The 25,459-nt window shown below is 50.3% G+C and carries 24 protein-coding genes; 6 read left to right on the forward strand and 18 right to left on the reverse strand.

Annotated elements, in window-relative coordinates:
• Positions 1-23: 23 nt before the first annotated feature.
• Both ribF and murJ read right to left on the reverse strand, forming a co-directional pair.
• Complete coding sequence (gene ribF / locus FCN78_RS15925; RefSeq protein ID WP_077659582.1) at positions 24-959, reverse strand: bifunctional riboflavin kinase/FAD synthetase; 936 nt, start codon at positions 957-959, stop codon at positions 24-26.
• Between the two features lie 91 nt (positions 960-1,050).
• Complete coding sequence (gene murJ, locus FCN78_RS10810) at positions 1,051-2,622, reverse strand: murein biosynthesis integral membrane protein MurJ (protein WP_077650917.1); 1,572 nt, start codon at positions 2,620-2,622, stop codon at positions 1,051-1,053.
• 286 nt (positions 2,623-2,908) lie between these two features.
• Here murJ and rpsT point away from each other — a divergent pair, with 286 nt between their 5' ends.
• A complete protein-coding gene (gene rpsT / locus FCN78_RS10815; RefSeq protein WP_046075100.1) occupies positions 2,909-3,169 on the forward strand; it encodes a 30S ribosomal protein S20 in 261 nt (86 codons plus the stop codon).
• Between the two features lie 55 nt (positions 3,170-3,224).
• Here the strand turns inward: rpsT and FCN78_RS10820 are convergent, their stop codons facing one another.
• From FCN78_RS10820 to nhaA, 4 genes are all read right to left on the reverse strand, one after another.
• Complete coding sequence (locus tag FCN78_RS10820; protein ID WP_069362119.1) at positions 3,225-3,542, reverse strand: ArsR/SmtB family transcription factor; 318 nt, start codon at positions 3,540-3,542, stop codon at positions 3,225-3,227.
• Positions 3,543-3,608: 66 nt separating this feature from the next.
• Positions 3,609-4,502 carry a transcriptional activator NhaR gene (gene nhaR / locus FCN78_RS10825; protein ID WP_046075098.1) on the reverse strand — a complete coding sequence of 298 codons (894 nt, stop codon included), beginning with the start codon at positions 4,500-4,502 and terminating at the stop codon, positions 3,609-3,611.
• Positions 4,503-4,574: 72 nt separating this feature from the next.
• Positions 4,575-4,850, reverse strand: coding sequence for a hypothetical protein (locus tag FCN78_RS10830; RefSeq protein WP_069362118.1), 276 nt, complete (start codon positions 4,848-4,850; stop codon positions 4,575-4,577).
• A complete protein-coding gene (gene nhaA / locus FCN78_RS10835; protein WP_077458697.1) occupies positions 4,819-6,024 on the reverse strand; it encodes a Na+/H+ antiporter NhaA in 1,206 nt (401 codons plus the stop codon). Before nhaA ends, FCN78_RS10830 begins: the two co-directional genes overlap by 32 nt.
• Positions 6,025-6,444: 420 nt before the next feature.
• Between nhaA and FCN78_RS10840 the strand changes: the two genes are divergently transcribed.
• Positions 6,445-7,593 carry a Na/Pi symporter gene (locus FCN78_RS10840; protein WP_069362116.1) on the forward strand — a complete coding sequence of 383 codons (1,149 nt, stop codon included), beginning with the start codon at positions 6,445-6,447 and terminating at the stop codon, positions 7,591-7,593.
• Positions 7,594-7,714: 121 nt separating this feature from the next.
• Here FCN78_RS10840 and FCN78_RS10845 read toward each other — a convergent pair whose 3' ends face one another.
• The 5 genes from FCN78_RS10845 to rppH all read right to left on the reverse strand — a co-directional run bounded on the left by FCN78_RS10845 (position 7,715) and on the right by rppH (position 13,048).
• Positions 7,715-8,554, reverse strand: coding sequence for a thymidylate synthase (locus FCN78_RS10845; protein WP_077659583.1), 840 nt, complete (start codon positions 8,552-8,554; stop codon positions 7,715-7,717).
• 88 nt (positions 8,555-8,642) lie between these two features.
• Positions 8,643-9,440 carry a prolipoprotein diacylglyceryl transferase gene (gene lgt / locus FCN78_RS10850; RefSeq protein WP_077659584.1) on the reverse strand — a complete coding sequence of 266 codons (798 nt, stop codon included), beginning with the start codon at positions 9,438-9,440 and terminating at the stop codon, positions 8,643-8,645.
• Positions 9,441-9,452: 12 nt separating this feature from the next.
• Complete coding sequence (locus tag FCN78_RS10855) at positions 9,453-10,259, reverse strand: sulfite exporter TauE/SafE family protein (protein WP_106406592.1); 807 nt, start codon at positions 10,257-10,259, stop codon at positions 9,453-9,455.
• On the reverse strand, positions 10,259-12,517 hold the full coding sequence (gene ptsP / locus FCN78_RS10860; protein WP_077659585.1) for a phosphoenolpyruvate--protein phosphotransferase: 2,259 nt from the start codon (positions 12,515-12,517) through the stop codon (positions 10,259-10,261). The genes FCN78_RS10855 and ptsP overlap by 1 nt, the downstream gene beginning before the upstream one ends.
• Positions 12,518-12,535: 18 nt before the next feature.
• Positions 12,536-13,048: an RNA pyrophosphohydrolase gene (gene rppH / locus FCN78_RS10865; RefSeq protein ID WP_046075090.1), complete on the reverse strand. Its 513-nt coding sequence runs from the start codon at positions 13,046-13,048 to the stop codon at positions 12,536-12,538.
• Positions 13,049-13,667: 619 nt separating this feature from the next.
• On the opposite strand from rppH, the gene mutH reads away from it, so the two are divergent.
• Positions 13,668-14,342, forward strand: a complete 675-nt coding sequence (gene mutH, locus FCN78_RS10870) for a DNA mismatch repair endonuclease MutH (protein WP_069362111.1) — start codon at positions 13,668-13,670, stop codon at positions 14,340-14,342.
• A 46-nt stretch (positions 14,343-14,388) separates the two neighbouring features.
• Here the strand turns inward: mutH and FCN78_RS10875 are convergent, their stop codons facing one another.
• Complete coding sequence (locus FCN78_RS10875) at positions 14,389-14,691, reverse strand: DUF6482 family protein (protein WP_077659586.1); 303 nt, start codon at positions 14,689-14,691, stop codon at positions 14,389-14,391.
• 199 nt (positions 14,692-14,890) lie between these two features.
• Here FCN78_RS10875 and FCN78_RS10880 point away from each other — a divergent pair, with 199 nt between their 5' ends.
• The gene (locus FCN78_RS10880; protein WP_077659587.1) at positions 14,891-15,925 is read left to right on the forward strand and encodes an NADP(H)-dependent aldo-keto reductase; all 1,035 of its coding nucleotides are present in this window, start codon (positions 14,891-14,893) and stop codon (positions 15,923-15,925) included.
• A gap of 90 nt (positions 15,926-16,015) precedes the next feature.
• On the opposite strand, the gene FCN78_RS10885 is transcribed toward FCN78_RS10880, so the two are convergent.
• From FCN78_RS10885 to FCN78_RS10895, 3 genes are all read right to left on the reverse strand, one after another.
• Positions 16,016-16,246 carry a hypothetical protein gene (locus FCN78_RS10885; RefSeq protein WP_069362108.1) on the reverse strand — a complete coding sequence of 77 codons (231 nt, stop codon included), beginning with the start codon at positions 16,244-16,246 and terminating at the stop codon, positions 16,016-16,018.
• 558 nt (positions 16,247-16,804) lie between these two features.
• Complete coding sequence (locus FCN78_RS10890; RefSeq protein WP_069362107.1) at positions 16,805-18,361, reverse strand: alpha-glucoside-specific PTS transporter subunit IIBC; 1,557 nt, start codon at positions 18,359-18,361, stop codon at positions 16,805-16,807.
• A gap of 51 nt (positions 18,362-18,412) precedes the next feature.
• Positions 18,413-19,741, reverse strand: a complete 1,329-nt coding sequence (locus FCN78_RS10895) for a 6-phospho-alpha-glucosidase (RefSeq protein ID WP_235607590.1) — start codon at positions 19,739-19,741, stop codon at positions 18,413-18,415.
• Positions 19,742-19,910: 169 nt separating this feature from the next.
• Here FCN78_RS10895 and FCN78_RS10900 point away from each other — a divergent pair, with 169 nt between their 5' ends.
• Positions 19,911-20,630, forward strand: coding sequence for a GntR family transcriptional regulator (locus tag FCN78_RS10900; RefSeq protein ID WP_069362106.1), 720 nt, complete (start codon positions 19,911-19,913; stop codon positions 20,628-20,630).
• A gap of 83 nt (positions 20,631-20,713) precedes the next feature.
• Positions 20,714-21,145, forward strand: a complete 432-nt coding sequence (locus tag FCN78_RS10905) for a PACE efflux transporter (protein WP_069362105.1) — start codon at positions 20,714-20,716, stop codon at positions 21,143-21,145.
• Positions 21,146-21,179: 34 nt separating this feature from the next.
• Here FCN78_RS10905 and FCN78_RS10910 read toward each other — a convergent pair whose 3' ends face one another.
• The 3 genes from FCN78_RS10910 to prfB all read right to left on the reverse strand — a co-directional run bounded on the left by FCN78_RS10910 (position 21,180) and on the right by prfB (position 25,386).
• Positions 21,180-22,517 carry a sigma-54-dependent transcriptional regulator gene (locus FCN78_RS10910; protein WP_069362104.1) on the reverse strand — a complete coding sequence of 446 codons (1,338 nt, stop codon included), beginning with the start codon at positions 22,515-22,517 and terminating at the stop codon, positions 21,180-21,182.
• Positions 22,518-22,752: 235 nt separating this feature from the next.
• Positions 22,753-24,261, reverse strand: a complete 1,509-nt coding sequence (gene lysS / locus FCN78_RS10915; RefSeq protein ID WP_077486864.1) for a lysine--tRNA ligase — start codon at positions 24,259-24,261, stop codon at positions 22,753-22,755.
• A gap of 26 nt (positions 24,262-24,287) precedes the next feature.
• Positions 24,288-25,386 (reverse strand): peptide chain release factor 2 gene (gene prfB, locus FCN78_RS10920; RefSeq protein ID WP_100298016.1). Its coding sequence is split into 2 segments (ribosomal slippage): positions 24,288-25,310 and positions 25,312-25,386, totalling 1,098 coding nucleotides; the frame shifts between segments, so codons are not numbered across the junction.
• Positions 25,387-25,459 lie beyond the last annotated feature (73 nt).

Here is a 25,459-nt window from a genome sequence, read left to right on the forward strand (position 1 = left end):
TGATTCCGTATGGAGGTTACACTCTAGACATTATTGGCATCAGCCAGCCACGCACGCGCGGCTGATGCATCTCGTTGAATTTGCATTTTTAACGCGTCTACTGACGCAAATTTGGTCTCGTCACGCAACTTATGTAACAAGCTCACTTCAAGCTGTTTGCCATATAAGTCGAGCGTGCGATCAAAAAGGTGTACTTCGAGTTGCTGGTGCGTGCCGTTGACCGTCGGGCGATGTCCTACATTTGCCACTCCAGGTAATGATTGCCCGTCGATGGCCACCGTTACCGCATAAACACCAGACACAGGTGAAACGCGACGTTTAAGCAACACATTCGCCGTAGGAAAACCAATCGTTCGCCCCAGCTTGCGCCCGTGGGCAACCCGGCCACAAATACTATAAGGACGCCCCAGCATATCGGCCGCGGCTTTCATTTCACCCGCGGAAAGCGCATCACGAATCGCGGTGCTACTCACGCGACGATCACTGACACAAAAGCTTTCAGTGCTGACAACCGCAAAGTCATGCTCTTGTCCGGCTTGCGCTAAACGGGAAAAATCGCCCGCTCGCTTCAGGCCAAAGCGAAAGTCGTCACCCACAACCAGAAACTTAACACCCAATTGATTGACCAACAAGCGGTCCACAAAGGCATCAGGACTCATGGCGGCGAATGCCGGGGTAAAACTGACGCACAACAACCTGTCGACGCCCAGTTTGGCAAGCTGGGTGTATTTATCCCGCAATCGCGATAATCGCGCAGGCGCTTGCTCACCAAGAAATAACTCGAGCGGTTGCGGCTCGAACAGCATCACAGTCGCAGGCAAGTCAAGGGCTCTGGCCTTCTCAACCACTTGACGCAAAACAGCCTGGTGACCTAGGTGGACACCATCGAAATTCCCGATGGTCAGTACACAGCCTCGGTGTTGCGCCCGGATGTTGTGGATGCCTCGAATTAATTCCATCGCCTGCTGACTATTTGAACTATTAAAACTGGCGGATTATATACTAGTCAGCGCCGGCAATCAGCCCTGGATTGATAATCCGCGCTTTCTATCATCCACGGTGTCGAATATCACTCAACCGCACACCGACCAACAAGGCGGTGACAAGATAAAGCGCACCGCCCCCCACAATAAGGCCGCCTAACGTTACGCTTCGCGATAGCAAGGACATAGACACCCATTGAGACAACGCAGGCATCACCAGGTACAACCCGCCGATCATCACGCTCACCGCCAACACGAGTTTGCTAATAAAGCCGAGGGTCGCCCGCGATAACTGATAAATACCTTGGCGGTGTAATCCTTGATAGAGCAGGCCGGCGTTAATCAACGCAGAAAGTGCGGTCGCCATGGCCAGCCCGACATAACTAAACAAGTAAGCAAAAATGGCGTTAAAAACCATGTTACTCACCATGGCAATGACCCCGTACTTAACAGGCGTTTTAGTATCTTGGCGGGCGTAGTAGCCAGGCGCAAGGACCTTAATCACCATAAAGTTGACCAAACCACACGCATAGGCCATCAAGGATAGACTCGCCGCCTCTACGTCGGGGACGCCAAATTCACCTCGCATAAAGAGCACCATCAACATCGGTTTGGCCAGCACGATCAACCCCGCCATCGCTGGGATCCCAAGGAGCAACACCATACGCACCCCCCAGTCCATGGTGGCGGAAAATTGCTGAGGCGATTGATCCACATGCTTTTTCGATAACGCAGGGAGAATAACGGTGGCGATGGCGATGCCAAACAAACCGAGCGGAAACTCAAGCAAGCGATCAGAGTAATACAGCCAACTGATCGATCCTGTCATCAAGAAACTGGCGATAAAGGTATCGAATAATAGGTTAATTTGGCTCACCGAGACCCCGAAAAGCGCCGGAATCATTAGCTGACGTATTTTCACCACCCCAGGATGACGCCATCCCCATTTAGGTTTGACCAACATGCCTTCTTGAGCGAGAAAAGGCAGTTGAAATAAAAGCTGAACCGCCCCCCCAACAAAGACACCAATCGCCAGGCCAATTTCAGGTTGGGCAAGATGCGGGGAGAGCCCTATCGCCGCCGCGATAATCGCGATATTCAAAAAAACAGGGGTGAAGCTCGATACAGCAAACTTGTTTAGCGTGTTGAGTATTGCCCCGGATAAAGCCACAAAGGTAATAAACCACAAATAAGGGAAGGTAATTTTGAGCATCAAGCTGGCAAGCTCGAATTTAGCCCCATCAGGTCGCCCTTCTAACCAATCAACAAACCATCCGGTACCAAACAGCGCCGCTAACACTGGCGAGCCAACTACCCCGAGCAAGGTGACAAGGGTGACCAAGCCACCCAAGGTGCCCACCACATTCGCCACCAGCTCACGCGATTGTGCGCGCGTGTCATCTTCTTTGTCGAGCGCTTGATATTCCGTTAATACGGGCACAAACGCTTGTGAGAAGGCCCCTTCCGCGAACAAACGGCGCAGAAAATTCGGAATTTTGTTGGCGAAAAAGAACACATCGGCGGCCGCTCCTGCCCCCATCAAATTCGCGATCACCACATCACGAACCAACCCTAAAACACGGGACACCAAAGTCATGGTGCTCACGATGAGCCCAGAGCGTAAAAGTCGCTTACTCACGGTTACCTCTTGAAAACACGTGCCCAATGCGCGTCACTGTCGCGCCTTTATTGTTTCTTTCCGCTGTCGCGCCATCGCTGACATCGATAAGAAATGGAAATATAGGTGACGTCGGGGCTGAAATGCTGATAGAATCAGCCGCCATATTAACTGTGATAACCCCGCAGCGCCAACACATCGTTGGAGCGGCGGATCTTTGCACAAATGAATTGACAATAGAGGTAAAAAGAGGCATAGTCCTCCGCCTTGAAATGTCACCGAACAAAAAGATTTGGGAGTTAGACCCTTGGCGAATATCAAATCTGCTAAGAAGCGTGCGATCCAGTCTGAGAAGCGTCGCCAGCACAACGCAAGCCGTCGCTCTATGATGCGCACCTATATGAAGAAAACTGCTTCAGCTATCGCTGCAGGCGACAAAGAAGCGGCAACCGCTGCTTTTGCACAAGTTCAGCCTATTCTTGATCGTTCAGCCACCAAAGGCCTGATCCACAAGAACAAAGCCGCTCGTTACAAAGCAGCATTTGCAGCACAAATTAAAGCGCTGTAATCTTGCTCTTTGCAAAGAGATAAAAAAAACCGGCCTCGGCCGGTTTTTTTATGGCTTAAGGATTGGGTGAATCCACGGTTTCCTTACAATACAGATCATGTAGTAACTGGATAACCGCCTCGACTTCATCACTTTTTAGCGAGTAATACACGGTTTGCGCTTCTTTACGCGTGGCCACCAGGCCATCTTTGCGAAGCCAAGCAAGGTGTTGAGACAGCGCCGACTGGCTTAGAGGCACGCGATCCACGAGCTGCCCCACCGACAACTCTCCTTGCAATAAATAACACAGAATGAATAGGCGTTTCTCGTTAGCCATGGCCTTGAGCAAGTTTACCGCCTTCGGCCCATTCTGCTGCATACGGGCTAAATCCATTCAACTTCCATCATTGATTAATACTCATTGCCGTGAGTCTAGCACGATCTTTATGTCAGCTTGTAACTAAACAAATAAGCGACTGTAATCTGCCTCACAAATCCGCTTGACCGCTGGGTGCTGGATCATCCGCTCAGCGAATATCACATAGTATTCTTCTTTAACCGCGCTCAGCTCAACAATTTGCACTGCCTGTCCCAACCGGGTCACTTCTTCAGCATACGTGGTGGGCGCAATGAATAGTGCCTGATGACTAATGCCAAAAGCTTTCATCAGTGCAGAGTCATCAAACTCACCCAGTATATTGGGTACTATCCCTTGTTGATCAAACCATTGGGTGAGTTTTCGCCCCATGGCGGTAGCTTTACTCGGCATCAATATCTTTTGCGTAGCCAGACGGATAGGTAACGGCACATCGGGGGGCTCAGCAGGATTAGAGGAATACAAACTCATGCTACTCTCACCAAGCTTGACGCTAAATAACCCGGCCTGTTGCGTCGAGTCGACCGGACAGTCGGACAGGATCATATCCAATTTATGCTGAGAGAGCTGTTCGAGTAGCATCTCGTGCGTCGATTCAAAACAACGTAGGTGGATAGCATTATCGTTCGGGATAGCGTGAAGCAAGATTTGACTTATTAGACGCTTAGATAAAGCATCGGCCACGCCTACATCAAATAAGATGTTTTCTTGTTGGCTATAGTTAACAATATCTAGCATCTCATAACTCAAGCCAAACATACGGTCCGCATATTGAAACACGAGTTGGCCCAGCTCAGTGGGCTCGACATAACGGCCATTGCGTTTAGTCAGCTTGCCATTTAAGCGCTGTTCCAACGCTCGGATTTGCCCTGTCACGGTTTGTGGTGTTAAACAAAGTTTGTCCGCCCCTTGGGTGATCGAACCTTGCTTGCAGACCATCCAGAAATAATAGAGGTGATTGTAGTTTAGGTGAGCCATGCTGATTGATAAAAAAACGCCAGAGGGGCAGCTTACGCTGCCCCTCTGGCGCCTTCAAGCTTCACGCTCGTTTTAGTCTTTTACATCGTCTTTATCAAGCGGCTTTCTCACCCGCTCTCCGGCACGATGCTCCAATGCACGCTCTGAAAAGCTCGACCCATTTTCGCTTTGGTCTTTGTCATTCAATGAGGCCGTCATTGCTTTTCCATCTGCCACGCCCGCTAGGTAGGCTTGGCACACGTCGCTGTTATCTTTTTCTCCGTGGCAGTACATCTCTTGGTTCGCCGCCATGGCAGCGCCAGAGACGGCAACCAGGCTAGTAATCAATGCTAGTGTCGCCTTCTTCATACTCGTCTCCTTGTTCATCAGCAAGCGCGCTGGCTGGGGGCAATGCAAAGTGCAAGACCGCATAACCAATCACCGCGGCCAAGGTTGATCCTATCAAGATCCCCAGACGAGAGAGTGTGACGAACTCGCCATTCACACCGACAAAGGCCAGTGACGAGATAAAAATCGACATGGTAAAGCCAATACCACAAAGCACTGACACCGCGAAGATATGGGTAAAATTCACACGTGCTGGTAATTTAGCAATGCCAAGCTTCACCGCTGCCCAGCTAAAGCTAAAGATCCCCAAAGGCTTACCAATCAGCAGACCCAATGCAATACCTAACGGCAACATTTCAGTTAAGTTGGACAAAGAGACGCCATCCAAAGACACCCCGGCATTGGCAAAGGCGAAGATAGGCAGGATCAAATACGACACATAAGGATGCAGGGCGTGCTCCATTTTTTTCAACGGTGATGGGTCATCATCCGTTTTCCCCTTAAGTGGGATAGCAAAACCAAGCACCACACCGGCAAGGGTCGCGTGAACACCTGACTGTAGAACACTGAACCACAGCAGCAAGCCGACCACCACATAGGCAGTGATACTGGTGACTTTGCGCATATTCATCGCCACCAAGACCAAGGTAGCCGCAAATGCGCCCGCTAAAGCAACCACAGACAAATCACTGCTGTAGAACAGTGCAATGATCACTATTACGCCAAGATCGTCAATAATCGCTAACGCGAGCAAGAAGACCTTTAACGCCAAAGGGACACGATTACCCAGCAATGCTAAGACGCCGAGGGCAAAGGCAATATCGGTCGCAGCCGGGATCGCCCATCCCGATACCGCGAGTGGATCGCCCCAGTTAAAGGCGAGGTAAACCAATGCGGGTGCGAGCATACCCCCAATGGCGGCGACCGCCGGGAAGGTCGCTTTATCTTTCGAGTTTAAGGCACCTTGCACCAACTCACGCTTCACTTCCAAACCAATCAGCAGGAAAAAAATCACCATCAAGCCGTCGTTGATCCAATGACCAACCGATAAACCGGCTATATAGGTATGAAGGGTGCTGTCATATAAAGGCTGTAGATCCGAGTTCGCTACGAACATCGCCAATACCGCCGCAATAATCAGCACAATACCTCCTGCGGATTCCATTTTCAGAAACTGACGAATGACATCAGTCATTTAAGCACTCCATACAAAAAAAGTGGATTTCCGTAGTCTAGTCAGCCAGACCACTTTTAGAAAAATCGTTTGTTCTGATAGTAAACATCGGGAAAACCGATATGAAAACTAACTTACTATTGATTTATTCGCAGTCTAATCTTTTTTTACCTTGTTAACCGCCCTGCTTCTAGCATAGTGCCATCGAGCGCGCGCCTGTTACATTTTTTTACGCGGATTTTTTTACGGCACCGAACGGGCACAAATAATACTTAAAATCAGCAAGCTAACTGACGCGAATTCCACTGATAACCTCGTCCAGATCGGATTTTCAAACCACTGCAGTATTTGTGTCATATTTCTGAAATATTACCTTCTTACTATCGCCGCAGATTTTTGCTTTGACACTAAACTGACATCGAACTGTCACGGAGATATCTTATGACTCCCCATGCTACAGCGGTAGAGGCAACCCAGAGCTCCTCAAATTGGTTCCGTTGGACCAAGCTTGCCGTCATGCTTTACCTCCTACTGGTGGCCGTTGCCATGGTAGGAAGCGGCTTTAAATGGGCCGTCGGCGACGAAGCTAAGACGCTCTTTGCGTTTGCCTCTCATCCCGTAGCTGGCTTAATGATTGGTATTGTTGCTACCGCATTGATCCAATCGTCAAGTACAGTCACCTCAATTATAGTTGGCTTAGTCGCGGGTGGCCTCCCCGTTGAAGCGGCCATTCCGATGGTCATGGGGGCGAACGTAGGCACCTCGGTCACCAACACCATCGTCAGCCTTGGTCATGCCCGCTGTAAGGTGGAGTTCAGTCGCGCATTTAGCTGCGCCACCGTTCATGATTTCTTCAACCTGTTCGCCGTGGCTATCTTCCTGCCATTAGAGATGGCGTTCGGTTTGCTGAACAAGATTTCCGAGTGGTTGGTTTCACCGCTGACGCAAGCCAGTGACATGAGCATTAAAGGGTTGAACTTTGTTAAGCCGCTGACAAAACCCGTGGTTAACGCGGTGCAATCACCGCTTGAAGCCGCCCTGCCTGGTAACATTGGTGGCGCTATCATGATTGTCATGGGGATTGCTGCCATCGTGATTGCGATTACCATCATGGGCAAAGTGATGAAAAAGCTGATGGTCGGTCGTGCCAAAGACATGCTGAAAAACGCGATTGGTCGTGGTCCACTGCACGGTATTTTCTCAGGCTCTGTGGTCACTGTTCTGGTGCAGTCTTCATCGACAACCACCAGCTTAATGGTGCCGCTGGTCGGCTCAGGGGTGCTGAAAGTCCGTGACATCTACCCATTCACCTTAGGCGCCAACATTGGGACTTGTATTACCGCCCTACTCGCCGCCACGGCGGTTACCGGTGAGTTCGCGGTCTTTGCCCTCCAAATCGCGTTAGTGCACTTAAGCTTCAACATCTTGGCGACGGCACTTATCTTCGGTATTCCGTTCTTGCGTGAATTGCCGCTCAAAGGGGCCGACTGGTTAGGCCAATTAGCAGCCAAATCAAAAGCGGCGGTACTGGCTTACATCAGCCTCGTCTTTGTGATTGTGCCAGGAAGCATTGTGCTGTTGTCACAGTGATGGGTTGACCTCCCGCCCAAGCACAAAAAAACCACCGCCCGTGCGGTGGTTTTTTATTGGAGATAAAACGTTAGCCAGATAAAGATGTCGCGATATAACGCGTGAATCCGATAAAAGGTGGCTAAATGGCGATCGGTGCTTTAATCGTTGGGTGCGGCTCGTACCCTTCAATCTCAAAATCATCAATTTGATAATCGAAAATAGACGCCGGTTTACGCTTGATCACCAAGCGAGGCAGCGCACGTGGTTCACGTTTAAGTTGCTCGTAAACAATCTCGTCGGTTAAATGGTTGTGATAAAGATGCACGTCACCAAAGGTATGGACAAAATCACCCACCGCTAAATCGCATTGTTGCGCAATCATGTGAGTGAAAAGCGCATAGCTGGCAATGTTAAACGGCACTCCCAAGAAGTAATCGGCGCTGCGCTGATATAACTGGCAGGAAAGCTTGCCATCGGCCACATAGAACTGGAACAAACAATGACAAGGCGCTAAGGCCATCTTGCCTTGTTCGGCGTTCTCAGTTGGGCTTATCGACTCATCAGGCAAGTCAGCAGGGTTCCAAGCGGTAATGATATGACGACGTGAATGAGGTTTCGTTTTAATTTGCTCGATCAGTTGTTCGATTTGATCCACGGTCGAGCCATCAGGACACGCCCAAGACCGCCACTGCGCACCATACACAGGCCCCAGATCACCGCTTTCGGTTGCCCACTCATCCCAGATACGCACTTTATTATCTTGCAAATACTGCACGTTAGTATCGCCGTTAAGAAACCATAAAAGCTCATGGATAATGGCGCGCGTGTAGAGTTTCTTGGTAGTCAGTAGCGGAAAACCAGCAGCAAGATCAAAGCGCAACTGGCGACCAAACACAGACCGTGTTCCCACGCCAGTGCGATCCCCTCTATCCGTCCCATTATCGAGAATATCCTGCATCAAAGCCTGATACTGCTTCATAGTGTTTCCTATCATTGGCCAAACGAACAAAAGGCACCGCTGAGGTGCCTTGGTGGTTCACTTACTATAACCGATTCGCGCTATTCGGTCACTTGGCGGGTTGGCGACGGTACGCCCATCCGATCATCACGGCGCCCGCAATAATCATGGGTAATGACAACAGTTGCCCCATGCTGAAAATGCCGGCAAACAAGCCTAGGTGCGCATCAGGCTCACGGAAATACTCCACAATAAAGCGGAACGTCCCGTAGCCTGTCAAGAAAAGCCCTGATACTGCGCCCATCGGGCGCGGCTTTTTGATATAGAGGTTGAGAATGATAAACAGGGCGACACCTTCTAGCGCAAACTCATAAAGCTGTGAGGGGTGCCGCGGCCAAGGGCCACCACTTGGGAATACCATCGCCCACGGGACATCGGTCACCCGCCCCCAAAGTTCACCATTGATAAAATTCCCTAGGCGACCTGCGCCCAGTCCAAAGGGTACCAGCGGCGCGATAAAGTCGGCGACGGTAAAAAAGTGACGCTGCGTTTTACGCGCGTACCACACCATGGCGGTGATCACACCCAGCAAGCCCCCGTGGAAGGACATGCCACCTGTCCACACTTTGAATAAAAACAGCGGATCGGCAACAAAGGCATCAAATTGATAAAATAGGACGTAGCCAATGCGTCCCCCGAGCACGACCCCCAAAAAGCCAGCAAAAAGGAGATCGCTGACTTCTTCTTTGCTCCAACCGCTATTCGGTTTGGCCGCACGATGATTCGCCAGCCATAAGGCGAACACAAAGCCCAGTAAATACATTAAGCCGTACCAACGCACGGCTACCGGACCAAGTTCAAATAAGATGGGGTCGATTGACGGAAAGGTAATGTAGCCTTCGGCCATGAATGGGATCCTTTATTTCAACAACATGCTGACGCCGACGATAACAAGAAAGACGGCAAAAATACGTTTTATTTGCGCTGTGGGTAGCCTCACCGCCAGTTGGGCACCGACCCGTGTCATCCACACCGACGTTGACACGACGCCGAGCAACGCAGGCAAATACAAATATCCGACACTGAGCGCGGGCAAGGGTTCCGTTTGACGCCAGCCCAACCACACAAAACTTACCATGCCACCCAGCGCCAACACCGCGCCCCCCGCCGAGGCACTGCCAATGGCTTGGTGCATACTGACGCCGCGCCAATGCAGGTATGGGACGGTAAAAGAGCCGCCCCCAATGCCCGCTAAGCTCGAGAGTGTCCCGATCAGTGTGCCCGCAAAGGACAGTCGCAGCCAATGCGGTAAAGGGCGCGCGCGATAGGGACGCCGATTGAGCGACATTTGTAGTGCCATGGCAAGCACTATCACGCCAAACAGGCGAGGCAACCAGTCGTGAGGTAGCCGATCCGCCAGCCCAGCCCCCAAGATGCCGCCCAGCATCATACCAGGGACGAGCGCTTTAACCGCCTCAAGGTGAACATTTCCCAAACGAAAATGGCGCCAAGCAGAGGCGCTTGACGTCAGTACAATGGTGGCAAGTGAGGTGGCGAGCGCGATAGGCATCACCACAGTGGGCGCAATACCAAACACGGGAAGCAAGAAGGTAAGAGCGGGCACCACGACTAAGCCCCCACCAATGCCCAGCAGGCCAGATAAAGTCCCTACACAGGCCCCCAGCAGCATACACACCACAAACAGCAGCACGGTTAAGCTGGTGATCATCGCATTTGTCCGATTTTGACCAACGCCTCTAAGCCTTGCGCGGCGAGAAAGGCTTCAGTCGCGGTGCGGATCTCGCTTGGGTGATCCAGCGTCAACACCTGATTGGCCTGCATGACCAAGCGCTCATGGGGTAAGCGGCTTAGCAAGTATTTAATTTTGGCCACGTTGCGGGTGTTCATACTCAGTTGGTGGTACCCCAAGCCCACCAATAATGAGGCCCCCACCGGATCGCCGGCTAGCTCACCACACACACTGACAGGTAATTGATGACGCGTTCCCACCGCGGCAATCGACGCTAATGCGTGTAATACCGAGGGATGCAAAGCATCAAAAATATCAGCTACGCGCGCATTGTTGCGATCAACCGCTAATAGATATTGAGTGAGATCATTGGTGCCGACTGAGAGAAAATCCACATCTCGGGCAATGCTATCAAGCTGATATAAAATAGAAGGCACCTCAACCATGATCCCTAATAAAGGAATGTTGAGACTCTGCCCGGCGTGCTGGGCCTCTTGGCTGACCTCTTGATAAGCTCGGCTAATGAGCGCTTTTGCCTCCAGTAGCTCGTTACGTCCCGAGATCATGGGTAACAATAGCTTTAAATTATTGAGGCCGATACTGGCACGTAACATCGCACGTACCTGAATTAAGAAGATATCTGGATGATCGAGGGTAAAGCGGATCCCCCGCCAGCCTAAAAACGGGTTGTCCTCTTCAACACTTAAATAGGGCAATGGTTTATCGCCGCCAATATCCAAGGTGCGCATCACCACAGGTTTATCGGGATAACTGGCAAGAATCGCACGGTATTGTTTGACCTGCTCGTCTTCAGAGGGAAAACGGCGCTGCATTAGAAACGGGACTTCCGTACGAAAGAGCCCAACCCCATCAACCCCTTGATTGATCGCAATTTGGCTATCCGCGCTTAAGCCGGCATTCAAATGCACTTCAACACGTGTGCCATCCTGAGTTTGTCCCGGGGCCGCCAGTGCGCTCTCAAAGGTAGATTGCAGGCTCGCTTCTTCTTGCACCAGGTGCTGGTATTCGTTGATCAATGCCTCAGCGGGCTCGATCATCAACACCCCTTTGTGGCCATCGAGGATCACGGTTTTTTGATGAAGCTTGGCGGGAGAAAAGCTGACGCCCATTACCGCCGGGATCCCCAACGCACGTGCCAAGATAGCCGCGTGTGAGTTCGCCGCCCCTTCTTCGGCGACCACACCCGTCAGTAATGCGCGGGGAATTGACGCTAACATGCCCGCCGTTAACTCTCGCGCCAACAGCACAATGGGCGTCGAAACCGGTGGTGGACTCCCCGCCGGTGCGATTAAAAAGTAAAGCAGCCGCTGTCCTAACTCTTTCACATCGCCGGCACGGGCTTTTAGGTAAGGATCATCCATCGCGGCGAAACGGGCAGAAAAGGCTTCAACCGTTTGTCTTACCGCCCAGGTGGCGGCATCCCCCTGCTGGATCCGCACCGTCATATCTTCACGCAGCATAGGATCGTTAAGCAGATGAACAAACAAATCAAAAATCGCCAGCGCGTCTTTTTGTAGCTCTTTATCAAAGCGTTTACGCAGACGACGAAACTCGGTACTGGCATCGTCAATCGCCGCATCCAGTCTATCGAGTTCACCTTGTGTATCTAGGTGGCAAGCGGGCGCCACCTCTTCAAGCCGCGGTTGGGAGTCATCACACCAAGCTTGTGCGATGCCAATGCCCGGCGACGCAGGCATTCCCTCCAGTAACACCGGTGACGGGGCTCCCTGCCAGCCACCTTGCGCATCGGCATGGGCAAACACCACCGCCAGCTGTGCGGCTAAGGTCACGAGAAAGGACTCTTCGCTCTCATCAAACTGGCGGGGTTGGTGTTGCTGCACCACCAGCACACCCAACACCTTTTTGCGATAAATGATGGGCGTGCCAAGAAAGGATTGAAACGCATCCTCGCCGGTGGAAGGGAAAGGTTTGAACGCAGGATGCTCACGCGCATACGCCAAATTTAAAGGCTCAGCGCGCTCACCTACCACACCGACCAACCCCTCGCCAAATGCCATCGACACTTGTGCACAAGGGTCGAGGCCTTGTGTTGCCATCAGCTCGAACTGTTGGTGTTCGGCATTGGCAAGATAAACGGAGCAGCACTCGGTACGCATCGCCACGCAGGTTTGTTGCACTAAAGTGTGTAACGCCTGCTCAAGATCTGAAGACGCCGCTACACTTTGCACAATATGTCGTAACTGCGTGAGCACCCGATTTCTCCTCTACACTTATCCTCGCTTATGTCGACGTCGAGGTTTGCGTTCTTTAAACGGCATCGCAAGTGGCGCAAACTCTTTCATCGCGCGCCGATACACCTCGCGCTTAAACGCCACCACTTGCCGCACTGGATACCAATAACTCACCCAGCGCCAACCATCAAATTCAGGTGTGCCTCCGCGCGAGACATTGACGCGTGACTCGTCACATTCAAGTTTTAGCAAAAACCACTTCTGCTTTTGCCCAATGCACACGGGCTTAGAATCCCAGCGCACCAAGCGTTTGGGTAACTTATAGCGCAGCCAATGTCGACTGGTCCCTAAGATGCGTACATCTTTCTTGGTCAGACCTACCTCTTCGTACAACTCCCGGTACATCGCTTGTTCAGGGCTTTCCCCTTCATCGATGCCACCTTGTGGAAACTGCCACGAATGCTGACCATATCGACGAGCCCAGAGAACTTGACCGTGGCCGTTACAAATTACTATCCCCACATTGGGACGATAGCCATCGCCATCAATCACTGGACGACCTCAATGGTAAATCTCTACTGAACCTGATTTTTTCACAAAAAGCGGTAAAGGGTAAACAAACATTGTGGATTGAGCGTTGTTTTTGCGCACTCGTCGTCATCTGAGGATAACTTAACCCCTAACAGGAAGTTATAAACATAGCAATGAGAGTTTGCGCACATTTATTCACGCTTTCTGTGGATAGATTTGTGAAGAAGCCAAGAAAAAGTGTACTTATCGAACGATTCAGGATCTTGCAATGGTGTTTAAAATAACCAAATCAACATAAAAAACATTAAAAATCATTTATTTAAAACAAACCTAAAACAAAACGATCCTTTACGGGATCGAATGATCATCAAATAAACACAGATCGCTCAAAGATCCACCAACAAGAAAATTATCCACACCGATAGCGCAAAAAAGCGCCAAGTTCGCCATTTTTCACATTTTTACCGCGATTTATGTACTGTATATTTGATCATGAGAGTGAGCTATCCCATCAATCATCCCTCCTCTGTGGATAACCAGAGGAGAAAGAGTAGGATCATCGAAATGGGATCCACTTGCAGCCGATACGGCAGTTCTTGATAATGCACGCTCATCCGTTAACGAGCAGGATCCCAACACAGTGACACCGCCCCCCGCATCTGAGCAGATATTGATGGAACGCGCGCTTGCCCTTGCTGGTTTGACCCTTGGCGAAGTCAGCGAGACACTGTCGATCCCTTGTCCAGCGTCACTCACACGGGAGAAAGGCTGGATTGGCATGCTACTCGAAACCTGTTTGGGTGCCAACGCGGGCAGCAAACCCGAACAAGACTTCGCACATTTAGGTATTGAGCTAAAAACCATTCCCGTTAACCGTGAGGGAAAACCACTGGAAACCACCTTTGTGTGTGTGGCGCCACTCACTGGGATCGCGGGGATACGCTGGGAAAATAGTCATGTGCGGCAAAAGCTATCACGGGTTTTGTGGGTGCCGGTTGAAGGCGAACGCGATATACCGGTATCACAGCGCTGCATTGGCACGCCATTATTATGGTCTCCTAGCCAAGAGGAAGAAGCGCAACTGCGCGCCGATTGGGAAGAGTTAATGGATTGGGTGGCTCTCGGTCGCGTGACGGAAATCACCGCCCGCCAAGGTGAGTCGCTCCAACTACGGCCCAAAGCGGCCAACGGTAAAGCCCTGACCGACGCTTTCGGCCCCAGTGGTGAGCCGATCCGTACCTTGCCGCGCGGCTTCTATTTACGCACCCAGTTTACCCACCAGATCTTGCGTCGTTACTTTGTGGATCCGAAATAAGCGTCGATCCGCATGCGTGATAGCCCCATCGCTTTAAGGGTAACCATCAAAAACGAATGGGCATGTCTTCTCGACAGCCTGGCTCTCCGCCCGTGGCAAACTCATCGTAAGGATCCATCAAGCGCAGTACGCCCTCTTCAATCCCTAACGCTTTAAGTTTTTCTCCCACTTGTCCGACATGATCAAATTGCATCACCTCACCGGTTTGGTCCGAGCGTAAAGGCTCTAATTCATGCTTCACTTCGACTTCGACCGAGTATTTCGCGCCGCCTGCGTGTGCCATCACATAACATTGTGGACATGAGCGAGGATCCGCGCGCATCCATGCTTTGGGCTGTGAATAGTTCATCTGACTTTCCTCTAGATTACACTTTCTCGTGTCCATCATGCCTAGCAATAACACCGCGCTCAGACCGATACGATCGGACAATCCATTTAGTAATGGTCAATATTTAACCAACTGTCAAGCCACCGCTAAACCGCTTTCGATCATTTTTAAAATTCTCTACTATGGACTGCCATAGGTCGATTGCAGACAAGGAGAAAGGATGCAATACCACCGTTTGCCCCATTCCTCGCTAGAGGTGAGTAAAGTGTGCTTAGGCACCATGACATTTGGTGAGCAAAATAGTGAAGCTGACGCCCATGCGCAGCTCGATCTTGCCTTTGAACGGGGCGTTAATTTTATTGATACCGCAGAAATGTATCCCGTTCCCCCCAGCCAATCCACACAAGGATTAACCGAACAGTACATCGGCAGCTGGTTAGAAAAGTCCGGGAAGCGCGATCGTGTTATCCTCGCAACCAAAGTGGCGGGGCCACGCAATGTCCCCTATATCCGAGATAATATGTCGCTTAACCGACGCCATATTCATCAAGCCGTTGAAGATAGCCTGACACGACTAAAAACCGACTATATCGATTTGTATCAAGTGCACTGGCCACAGCGGCACAATAACTGTTTTGGTAAGCTCAATTATCCGTATCAAGATGAACACTCTGGGGTCACGATCCTCGATACCCTGGATGCACTGAATGAACTCGTCCAAGCAGGAAAAATTCGTTATATCGGCGTCTCAAACGAAACACCTTGGGGCGTGATGCGCTATTTGCATCTGGCAGAGAAGCACGGCCTCACGCGTATCGTTTCTATTCAGAACCCTTATAATTTGCTTAACCGCACCTTTGAAGTCGGCCTGTCGGAAATCAGTCATCATGAAGGGGTGGAATTGCTCGCCTACTCGCCGCTGGCGTTTGGCGCGTTGAGCGGTAAATATTTGCAAGGCGCACGCCCGAAAGGGGCCCGTTGTACACTGCACCAACGCTTCGCACGCTACTTTACCGAGTCAGGGCAAAAGGCCACGCAAGAGTATGTCGATCTTGCCCAGCGCCATGGTCTTGATCCGGCACAAATGGCACTCGCGTTCGTCAATAGTCGTCCTTTTGTCGCCTCTAACATCATTGGCGCCACGACGCTAAAACAGCTAGAGAGTAATCTCGATAGCTTGGAGCTGACGCTGAGTGACGATGTGCTTGTTGGTATTGATGAGATCGCTAACCGCTACCCTAACCCCTGCCCTTAGATCGCAAACGGCAGCCAGGTTGGCTGCCGCGCAGTGTTTTATTCGATGATGGGGCGGCGTATCAACCGATACGCCGCTTTCTAGGGCCCATTATAGCCACCGCCATCGTCGTCGCCATGTCACCAGATAACGTTTTGCCGCAAATTGTGTGCTAACGGGCAAGGCGTCTTGTTTGTCAGGCGCAATACCAATATCACGCTGTAGGTGACGATTTAACGCCACATCTGTGTAGCGATAACGGTGTGTGCTCGCACGACGCTGACGAATCGCATCCAAACGTACCAGTGCTTGGGCTAAGGGTAATAAAGATAGTTGAGTCATGATGGCTCTCCTTTTGGCTTATAGGAGGCCACAGGCATAAAGCGAAGTGGGACTGCAAACTGGTCGCGTTATACCTGCGACCAGTTACAGTTGGACGCAGAGTCAGATGCGTGAGCGGGTATCCTGAGCCAAGTGGTTGGCACAGTGACGCGCAGAGGCAACGATGACAGCGAATTTTTTCATCGGATAATAAGTCATGGCATTTACCTCCTAGGCAAAAGAATCTGCGTGAATGGAGATATTATTATTCAATAACTTATATTCAACATCAATAAGTTATATAAATATTGTTTAAATAAAGCGCAACGCTCTGTCTAGCAATAAAGACATGGGGGATTGTGCTATTCAGTCAACTAACAATCGATAAAATGCAATGAGTTGTGCTATCGAAGTGAGACAGCGTGCGTTGATGACCGGTGCTTATGCAATATTGTTGAGATGTCTCAAGAGGAAAGATAACAGCGCGAGCGACCCTGAGTTTGGCCGCCCGCTAACGATGGAGTGCGTTAATAGCTGCTTATTAATGACGCCTCACATGCTGAGCAATCAGCGAAGCCATTAAGCTTGTGTCAATTGCGTCATTTCTTCGCGAACCTGAGGTACAGTTAAGCCAACAATAATTTGAAAGCTATCACCATTACGTACCATGTTTACTGCACCATGCTCTTGAAAATATTGTGTTTCTGCCACTTTTTCTGGCTCATGTACCTTGATACGTAACCGCGTGGCACAATTGGTCAGCAAGGCTATGTTGTCTTTGCCACCTAGCCCTTCAATAAACGCACTCGCTTGTCCACTATCAATCACTCCGCTCGATGAATCACTCTGGTGCGCGTCCTTATAATCGGCTTTGGTATAAAGCTTCGCCTCTGCGCTACCTCGACCCGGAGTGGGAATATCAAACTTCAAAATCAGCGCGCGGAACACCACAAAGTAGATAGCGGTGAAACTCAGGCCGATGAGCACTTGCACAATATAGGTGTCACCATGCAAGCTGCCTAGCGGTAGCCAATTTTGAAAAATAAAGTCGATAAGCCCAGTTTGAAAGTTACCTGAAACACCAAACCAATAGGCAATGGTTGCCATGGTGGCTGCCAATACTGCGTGGAGTGCAAACAATGCCGGCGCGATAAACAAGAAGGTAAACTCAATCGGTTCGGTGATCCCAGTAAGAATGGCCGTCAATGCCGCCCCAAGCACCAAGCCGAGCACCATTTTCTTATTTTCTGGCTTCGCGGTTGCGTAAAGCGCCATAGCAATCCCCGTACAACCAAAGACTTTTCCCATGCCAGTCAACATCAAGCCACCTTGCGGGAATTGCTCGGTTAAGGGAGCAGGATTGCTGGCAAAGTTTTGGATATTTTGAATCCAATGGGCCACTGTGCCGCCATCCACTGCTACAGGTCCATAAAATACCGGGCCATAGACAAAGTGATGCAGCCCCGTTGGGATCATAATCCGCTCAAGGAAGGTGAACATCCACACCCCGAATGACCCCGCACCGACTAAAAAGGTTTGTAGATTATTAATGCCGTGCTGAATACTTGGCCAGGTAAAACAGGTGATGATCGCCATGAGTACCATAATCGGAAAACTCACAATGACCACCAAAGGTGTGCCACCAAACACGGCCGCCCAGTTTGGCAGTTTTTTGTCGAAGAAACGGTTGTGAACCCAAACGGAGAGGCTAGCAATGACGATGGCGCCCAATAGGTTAGTATCCAAAGTCAGTATACCGCCCACATCAGTAAGCCCACGCTCACCCTCCACATAGTTCACCCCAAGCTCAGGTCCCCAGAACTGTAAAATGCCACCAATCACATAATTAAAGGTGATGTATGACACCAGTGTGGCAAGCACTGCGCGCCCAGATGCAGATTTTGCTAGTGCTATCGGTAACCCGACCGCAAACACCAAGGCCATATTTTTAAACACCGCCAACGAGGCTTGGAGAAGGATCGTTGACACTTTAACCCATGCACTGCCTTCCACTGCCCAAGGAAAGAGATCTTGGTTGAGCAGCATCACCGATAAGCCTAATAACATACCGGCTGCTGGAAAGAGGAGCACAGGGACAAACATTGCTGCGCCAAAGCGCTGGATCATATCTTTCATGATGATCGCTCCCAGATTTTGGCCCCAGATAGTGTCTGGGGCATCGTATTATTAATGAAATTGAGGTAGATAGTCGCCGTTCACACGTAAGAGCTCATCGACGATTTGCTGCGCTTTTGGCACATCCACGACGGTTCGATTGAGCGTGAGCGCGTTGACCAGTGTTTGTCGATCCCCGCTAAACCATGCATCCACGACCAGCTTTTCGTAGCCAAGTTGGCCTTCGATCAGTGCTTTTTGGAACGTCGGGATGGTTCCGACCGCAAAACGTTTCGGGCCGTCATTGGTTAACGCGGCCGGCACTTCCACCATGGCATCATTCTGAATATTGGGGATCGCCCCATCATTCGGTACGATAACCAGATACGTCTCGCCACGGTTATAGGCCAAGGAGGCCGCTACACGCACCATATAGCGCCCATGAATATCCGCGTGGAGGCGCTCATTGGCGGTAGTGCCCGCGGCAATGATGCGCTCATTCAGGCTAAACACGCGCTTTTCTCGCCCATTGATCACTTGGCGCGCACGCGTATTAGCAATATCTTCTTTTTCCACCATTTTTTCTGGATATAAGTAGTATTGCAGGTAAGTATTGGGTAAATACTGCGGGTTGTCTTTTAGCATGGTTTGCATGTTCTTGAACGTTGCTTGCCATGAAGGGTCATCTGCAATTTCTGGATCAACGGCACTGATCCCCTCTTCCAAAATGATGCGTTTAATCTCATCGGTCAGGTCAACACCTTCTCGGTTTCGTACCTTGGTAAACCATCCAAAGTGATTCAGCCCAAAGTATTCCGGCACCAAGTCCCAGATTTCGCAGCCGAGTAATTGGGCATAACTCACCATAATGGCAGCGGGCATGTCGCAGATGTTTAGAATGCGGTTGTCATGAGGAAACTCACGCTGTAAGGCTTCAGCGACAATGGCTGCGGGATTGGTATAGTTTAAAATCCAAGCATCCGGAGCAAAGTGACGGATGTCATTCACGAGAGTGATCATGTCACCTATCGAGCGTAGTCCATACGCCATGCCGCCCGCGCCACAGGTTTCTTGACCGACACAGCCATAAGAGAGTGGAACCTGCTCATCACGCTCACGCATCGGTAACCCACCCGTGCGAATCTGAATAAAGAAGAAATCGGCATCAGAAAATGCGGTTTCTTTATCCGTGGTATAAACAAACTCTTCGACCTCAGGATAAGCCTCGCGCAGCAAGATCTCCGTCGCTTTTGCATTCGAGGCTTGTCTTTGTTCATCAATATCATAAAAGGTGATTTTGCTGAGCGGAAATGCGGCTTTTTCAGCAATCAAGCTATTGATCATTCCCAATGTATAGGTGCTTCCACCCCCGACGATAGTGAGCTTTTGTGGTTTCATCATCGTGCCTCCTCTTAATATGTATCTTAAATGTATTACATAAATAACACTTTAAGAATACACAAGAGGGCATTTATTGATCGACAACACAGTGAAAGCCTACTTATGTACTTTAAATGTATTATCGATCACAGTTTGTTATGATGGGAAATGCAGCCCAAAAGGAGCCGACATGTTGAAACCTCGCTACATGCAAATAGCCGATTTACTCACTGAGCAGATTAAAGATGGCACCCTCACACCGGGCGCGATGATGCCGACTGAGGCTACGCTACAAGCCACCTATGACGTCAGCCGCGTCACCATACGTAAAGCGATGAAAGTGTTGGTTGATAACGATCTGCTTTACCGCGTCCGAGGTAGCGGCAGTTATGTAAAAGCCCCTAAAGCACAGCACAACGCCTTTCAACTGATGGGGTTTATCGAAGAGGTCTCCGCACAAGGCAAAACACCCAGCTCAAAAGTGATCGCATTTGAAACGTCACCTTGTAGCCACACCATTGCCAGTAAATTGAACTTGGAGGAAGGGACGTTGATTTATGAAATCCAACGTCTTCGTTTGATTGATGGCGAGCCAGAAATCCTTGAGTGCACCTACCTGCCGGTGGCCATGTTTACCGATCTCAGTATCGAAGTGATGCAAACATCAAAATACGACTATATCGAGCGACATAAGGGGATGCAGATCGCGAAAAGTCGCCAATGTGTCTGGCCAGATAGTACGTCAACCTCACTCGCCGCGCGCTTCAACACCCGGGAAAATACGCCCATATTGCGGGTCGAATCCGTCAGTGAGCTTGTCGACGGGACACCGTTTGAATATACCGTGAACTACTTTCGCTTGCATCAGTACAGCTTTGAATTCATCGCCCACCGCCAAACGCCACAATAATTCGTTACCTGGAGACGTCTCGGTTGCGTTGTTGGTCATTACGTGTAATCTTGCCGCATTATCCAATCGCAACCGGAAATCTGATGCGAACAAAAGCAGATAGATGGCGTCATGCTATCGGTTTTGAACTAACGGGCTTGATCTTGGTGGTCTTGGGGCTCAATTGGATCCTCGGGGCGGACATCGGTCACCTTGGGATCATGGGCGCGATTTTTTCGGTGCTCGCCACCCTTTGGAATTATGTCTACAACATTGGCTTTGATAAAGCGATGCTGGCATGGCGGGGCTCAGTGCTTAAAACCTTACCGCTGCGTCTGCTGCATGCGGTGATCTTTGAAGCCGGACTGCTGATTGCGACCATTCCCTTTATCATGTGGTGGCTGTCGATGAGCTTTTGGCAAGCACTCAGTATGGATATCGGGCTAGTCCTATTTTATCTCGTGTATGCGTTTGTTTATAACTGGCTGTACGACTATCTGTTTCCAATCCCAAATGCGCAATCCCAGCAGGGCTGAGTTTTCAGCCCTCAACATCATGGGGACAAGTGATTTACTGACGGAAGGTACGCGGCGAGGGGATCAAGTTGTGTTTGTTCAATAGCCGATACATAGTCGCACGTGATACACCAAGCTCTTTAGCCGCCGCCGACACTTGTCCTTTATTCTCTTCAAGGACGGCGATCAGGGCGTCTCGTTCAGACTCTTCACGGATTTTACGTAAGCTTTGTTTATAATCTCCCTGACGAGGAAGATCTAAGTGCTCCGCTTCAATCACCAGATGATCGGCCAACAGTACTGCCCGTTTCACCTGATTAATCAGCTCGCGCACATTACCCGGCCACGAGTAACTGCTCAACACACGCTTGGCTTCGTCGGAAAACGTCCTCGCTTGTGTGTTGTATTGACGTGCAAACTTAAGCAAAAAGTATTCTGCCAAATCAGGTACATCAGACTGACGGTCTTTTAATGAAGGCATATTAATGCGCAGCACATTTAGCCGGTAATACAGATCTTCACGAAAAAGCCCCTCAGCCACACGTTTCTCCAAATCCATATGGGTCGAGGCAATCACCCGCACATCCAGGTCGTGTTCGTATTTGTCATGGCTGATATCTAAGGTGCCCTCTTGCAGCAAGTGCAATAAGTGCCCTTGTAAATGCAGCGGCAGGTCACCAATCTCGTCAAAAAAGAGGGTGCCTTTATGGCATTGGCGGATTTTTCCACGCGAATGCTCGTCGCCCAATAGCGCTTGCTGCATTTGCTCGTCGGCAAGCGCCGAGCATTTAATCGACTCAAATCGCGCTTTTGCACGGGTTGAGGCATGATGAACTGCTTGCGCTACCAGCTCCTTGCCTGTACCGCTCTCGCCGGCTATCAATACAGACACATCAGTGGGCGCGACACGCCTGACTTGATCACGCAACTTTTTCATCGCTGGGCTGGCGCCTTCCAAACCCATATCGCTATGATCGCCCAGTTGCGGCCATACTTGTCGCTCAAGGCGCAACATACCCAATTGGTGACCAATGGTGCTCATCAACTGCGAGTTAGGAACGGGCGAGGTGAAGTAATCAATACAAAAGCTGACAATAAACTGGCAAATGGCTTCGTTTGTCAGTTGGTTTTCTCTAACTAAAGCTAGCCAGCGCACCTGTTTATTGCGGTTAACCAGTGATGCCACACCATTAAGGCTAAAGTCATCATGACTTAAATCGACAATACCTATACAAGGGCCGATATCTTGTAGCAATGACTGCGCGGCTCGCAAATCATAACAGCGATGACAATGCCAACCAGCTTGCTCAAGGGTCGCTAACCAAGGCTCATAGGTCCCGCCGACAACGACGAGTGAGCTCAAGGTTTTGTCAGTCCCCGAATCGAATCCCATAACACCTGCCTTACATCCATTCTGTCTTTTTTGCCAGCGAATCAAGCCCCTATTATAAAGAAGGGCGAGTCCTAATCTGTCTCAATAAAGAGACATGCGATGGGTTGTAATACGGATAATTGTAGCCAGATATCTGAAAAATCCAGATAAAATATCGCAGGTTTTTGAGAAAACAACGACACAAGGCGCAAAAAAAGCGGCTCATTGAGCCGCTTGTGCTGTGGTCTGTCCAGTATTAACTGCCTTGCTGTGGGCGCATGGCTGGGAACAAGATCACATCACGAATCGTATGCGTGTTGGTGAATAACATCACCAATCGGTCGATACCAATTCCTTGTCCCGCCGTCGGTGGCAACCCATGCTCGAGTGCGTTGATATAATCCGCATCATAATACATCGCCTCATCATCACCGGCATCTTTGGCATCTACCTGGGCTTTGAAGCGTGCATCTTGGTCTTCTGCGTCGTTAAGCTCGGAGAAGCCATTTGCTACTTCACGCCCACCGACGAAGAATTCAAAACGGTCGGTCACAAACGGGTTATCATCATTGCGACGCGCCAGCGGTGAAATATCGGCCGGATATTCGGTGATAAAAGTTGGCTGAATCAACTGCGGTTCAGCTGTCTCACCAAAGATCTCTTCCAGCAACTGTCCAGCCGTCCAGAATGACTCAACACTGATTTTGAGTGATTTCGCTATCGAGGCAAGGTGATCACGATCTTGTACCGTCTCATACGTCAGCGCCTGAATATCAGCATGATCAGGGTTATATTGCTTGATAGCATCGAGCATGGTCATTCGCGGATAAGGCCCTGCGAAATTAATCTCATGCTCACCATAAGGCAATACAGACTGTCCCATCACGTCCAGCGCCACGCGAGAGAGCATGTCTTCCGTAAGATCCATCAGATCATTGTAATCGGCATACGCCATATAGAATTCCATCATGGTGAATTCAGGATTATGACGCGGTGAAAGCCCTTCATTACGGAAGTTACGGTTCACTTCAAACACACGCTCAAAGCCGCCGACAACCAAACGCTTTAAATAAAGCTCGGGCGCCACACGTAAGTACATGTCGATATCAAGTGCATTATGGTGGGTGGTAAAGGGACGCGCGGTAGCACCGCCTGGGATGACGTGCATCATCGGCGTTTCCACTTCCATAAAGTGTTTTTCCACCATGTAATTACGGATGGCGGTGACCACACTTGAACGCACTTGAAAAGCGTGACGCGACTCTTCGTTGACAATCAGGTCCACATAGCGCTGACGATAGCGCAGCTCTTGGTCAGCTAGCCCATGGAATTTTTCCGGTAGCGGACGCAAGGCTTTCGTCAGCAGTTGGTAGCGCTCCATGTTGACATACAGATCGCCTTTACCAGATTTATGTAGCGCACCGTGCACGCCAATAATGTCACCGATATCTAAGCCTTGGTACTCGGCTTTCAGCGCCTTTTGCACGTCTTTTGACGCATAGGCTTGAATACGGCCCGAGACATCTTGTACCACCATAAATGGACCGCGTTTAGCCATGATGCGGCCCGCAATGGTCACTTTGTGGTCCAGTGTTTCGAGTTCCGCTTTTTCTTTCTCGCCAAATTCAGCTTGCAAGTCAGCCGCTAAGTGCTCACGACGGAAATCATTAGGATGGCCGTTTGCCTTACAATTTTCACGAATGTGAGTAAGCTTGGCACGACGCTCGGCAATCAGCTTATTTTCATCTGGTAACTGGTCAGTCATAGAAAACCCTTTACATTAATTCGTCATTACAGGCCAGATTTGAGGCTGGCTTCAATAAATTTGTCCAAGTCGCCGTCGAGAACGGCCTGCGTATTGCGGTTTTCAATACCGGTACGCAAGTCTTTGATACGCGAATCATCTAATACGTAGGAGCGGATCTGGCTGCCCCAACCGATATCAGATTTGGCGTCTTCGTTGGCTTGTTTTTCCGCGTTTTGCTTTTGTAGCTCAAGCTCAAACAACTTCGCACGCAGCTGTTTCATCGCCTGATCTTTGTTTTTATGCTGTGAGCGATCGTTTTGGCACTGCACCACGGTGTTGGTCGGCACGTGGGTGATCCGCACTGCTGACTCGGTGGTGTTAACGTGCTGCCCACCCGCACCAGAAGCTCGGTAGACATCAATCCGTAAATCTGATGGGTTAATATCGATATCAATGTTGTCATCGATTTCCGGGTACACAAACGCCGAGGCAAACGAGGTATGACGACGGCCCCCCGAGTCGAAAGGCGATTTACGCACCAGACGATGAACGCCCGTTTCCGTGCGTAGCCAGCCGTAGGCGTATTCACCGGTGATGCGTACCGTGGCAGATTTTAATCCAGCCACATCCCCCTCAGACACTTCAATCACTTCAGCTTTGAAGCCTTTCGCATCCGCCCAGCGCAAGTACATGCGGAGCATCATGTTGGTCCAATCTTGCGCTTCAGTACCGCCTGACCCGGCTTGCAGGTCAATATAGCAATCAGACGCATCGTGCTCACCAGAAAACATGCGGCGGAATTCTAGCTTGGTTAGCTTGGCTTCAAGCTCCACCAGCTCCGGCTCCACCTCGTCAAAGGTTTCTTGATCGTCTTCCTCGACGGCCAGCATCAGCAGTTCGTTGACGTCTTCGCCGCCTTGAGTCAGTTGCTCGATGGTTTCCACCACCGCTTCAAGGGAAGCACGCTCTTTACCCAGCGCTTGTGCACGTTGTGGTTCATTCCACACGTCCGGTTGTTCTAACTCGGCATTAACTTCTTCTAGACGCTCTTTTTTAGCATCATAGTCAAAGATACCCCCGGAGGACATCGGTACGTTCGGCGATATCGGCGAGGCGATTTTTGATTGGATTAATCTCAAACATGGTCAAGCATCTTCATTATTAGCGGAAATTTAACCGCCGAATTTTAGCGAATTGTCGCGCCAATAAACAGGGC

The organism is Salinivibrio kushneri (genome assembly GCF_005280275.1).
GTDB lineage: Bacteria > Pseudomonadota > Gammaproteobacteria > Enterobacterales > Vibrionaceae > Salinivibrio > Salinivibrio kushneri.

Excerpts from the sequence above, each read along its gene's own strand:
- nhaR (WP_046075098.1), bottom strand. The coding sequence starts at position 4,502 with ATGGCTCACCTAAACTACAATCACCTCTATTATTTCTGGATGGTCTGC.
- FCN78_RS10840 (WP_069362116.1), top strand. The coding sequence starts at position 6,445 with ATGACTCCCCATGCTACAGCGGTAGAGGCAACCCAGAGCTCCTCAAAT.
- lysS (WP_077486864.1), bottom strand. The coding sequence starts at position 24,261 with ATGACTGACCAGTTACCAGATGAAAATAAGCTGATTGCCGAGCGTCGT.
- ribF (WP_077659582.1), bottom strand. The coding sequence starts at position 959 with ATGGAATTAATTCGAGGCATCCACAACATCCGGGCGCAACACCGAGGC.
- FCN78_RS10845 (WP_077659583.1), bottom strand. The coding sequence starts at position 8,554 with ATGAAGCAGTATCAGGCTTTGATGCAGGATATTCTCGATAATGGGACG.
- FCN78_RS10895 (WP_235607590.1), bottom strand. The coding sequence starts at position 19,741 with ATGATGAAACCACAAAAGCTCACTATCGTCGGGGGTGGAAGCACCTAT.
- FCN78_RS10905 (WP_069362105.1), top strand. The coding sequence starts at position 20,714 with ATGCGAACAAAAGCAGATAGATGGCGTCATGCTATCGGTTTTGAACTA.
- FCN78_RS10820 (WP_069362119.1), bottom strand. The coding sequence starts at position 3,542 with ATGGATTTAGCCCGTATGCAGCAGAATGGGCCGAAGGCGGTAAACTTG.
- FCN78_RS10890 (WP_069362107.1), bottom strand. The coding sequence starts at position 18,361 with ATGAAAGATATGATCCAGCGCTTTGGCGCAGCAATGTTTGTCCCTGTG.
- FCN78_RS10885 (WP_069362108.1), bottom strand. The coding sequence starts at position 16,246 with ATGACTCAACTATCTTTATTACCCTTAGCCCAAGCACTGGTACGTTTG.
- FCN78_RS10900 (WP_069362106.1), top strand. The coding sequence starts at position 19,911 with ATGTTGAAACCTCGCTACATGCAAATAGCCGATTTACTCACTGAGCAG.
- FCN78_RS10830 (WP_069362118.1), bottom strand. The coding sequence starts at position 4,850 with ATGAAGAAGGCGACACTAGCATTGATTACTAGCCTGGTTGCCGTCTCT.
- FCN78_RS10910 (WP_069362104.1), bottom strand. The coding sequence starts at position 22,517 with ATGGGATTCGATTCGGGGACTGACAAAACCTTGAGCTCACTCGTCGTT.
- nhaA (WP_077458697.1), bottom strand. The coding sequence starts at position 6,024 with ATGACTGATGTCATTCGTCAGTTTCTGAAAATGGAATCCGCAGGAGGT.
- FCN78_RS10875 (WP_077659586.1), bottom strand. The coding sequence starts at position 14,691 with ATGAACTATTCACAGCCCAAAGCATGGATGCGCGCGGATCCTCGCTCA.
- lgt (WP_077659584.1), bottom strand. The coding sequence starts at position 9,440 with ATGGCCGAAGGCTACATTACCTTTCCGTCAATCGACCCCATCTTATTT.
- FCN78_RS10880 (WP_077659587.1), top strand. The coding sequence starts at position 14,891 with ATGCAATACCACCGTTTGCCCCATTCCTCGCTAGAGGTGAGTAAAGTG.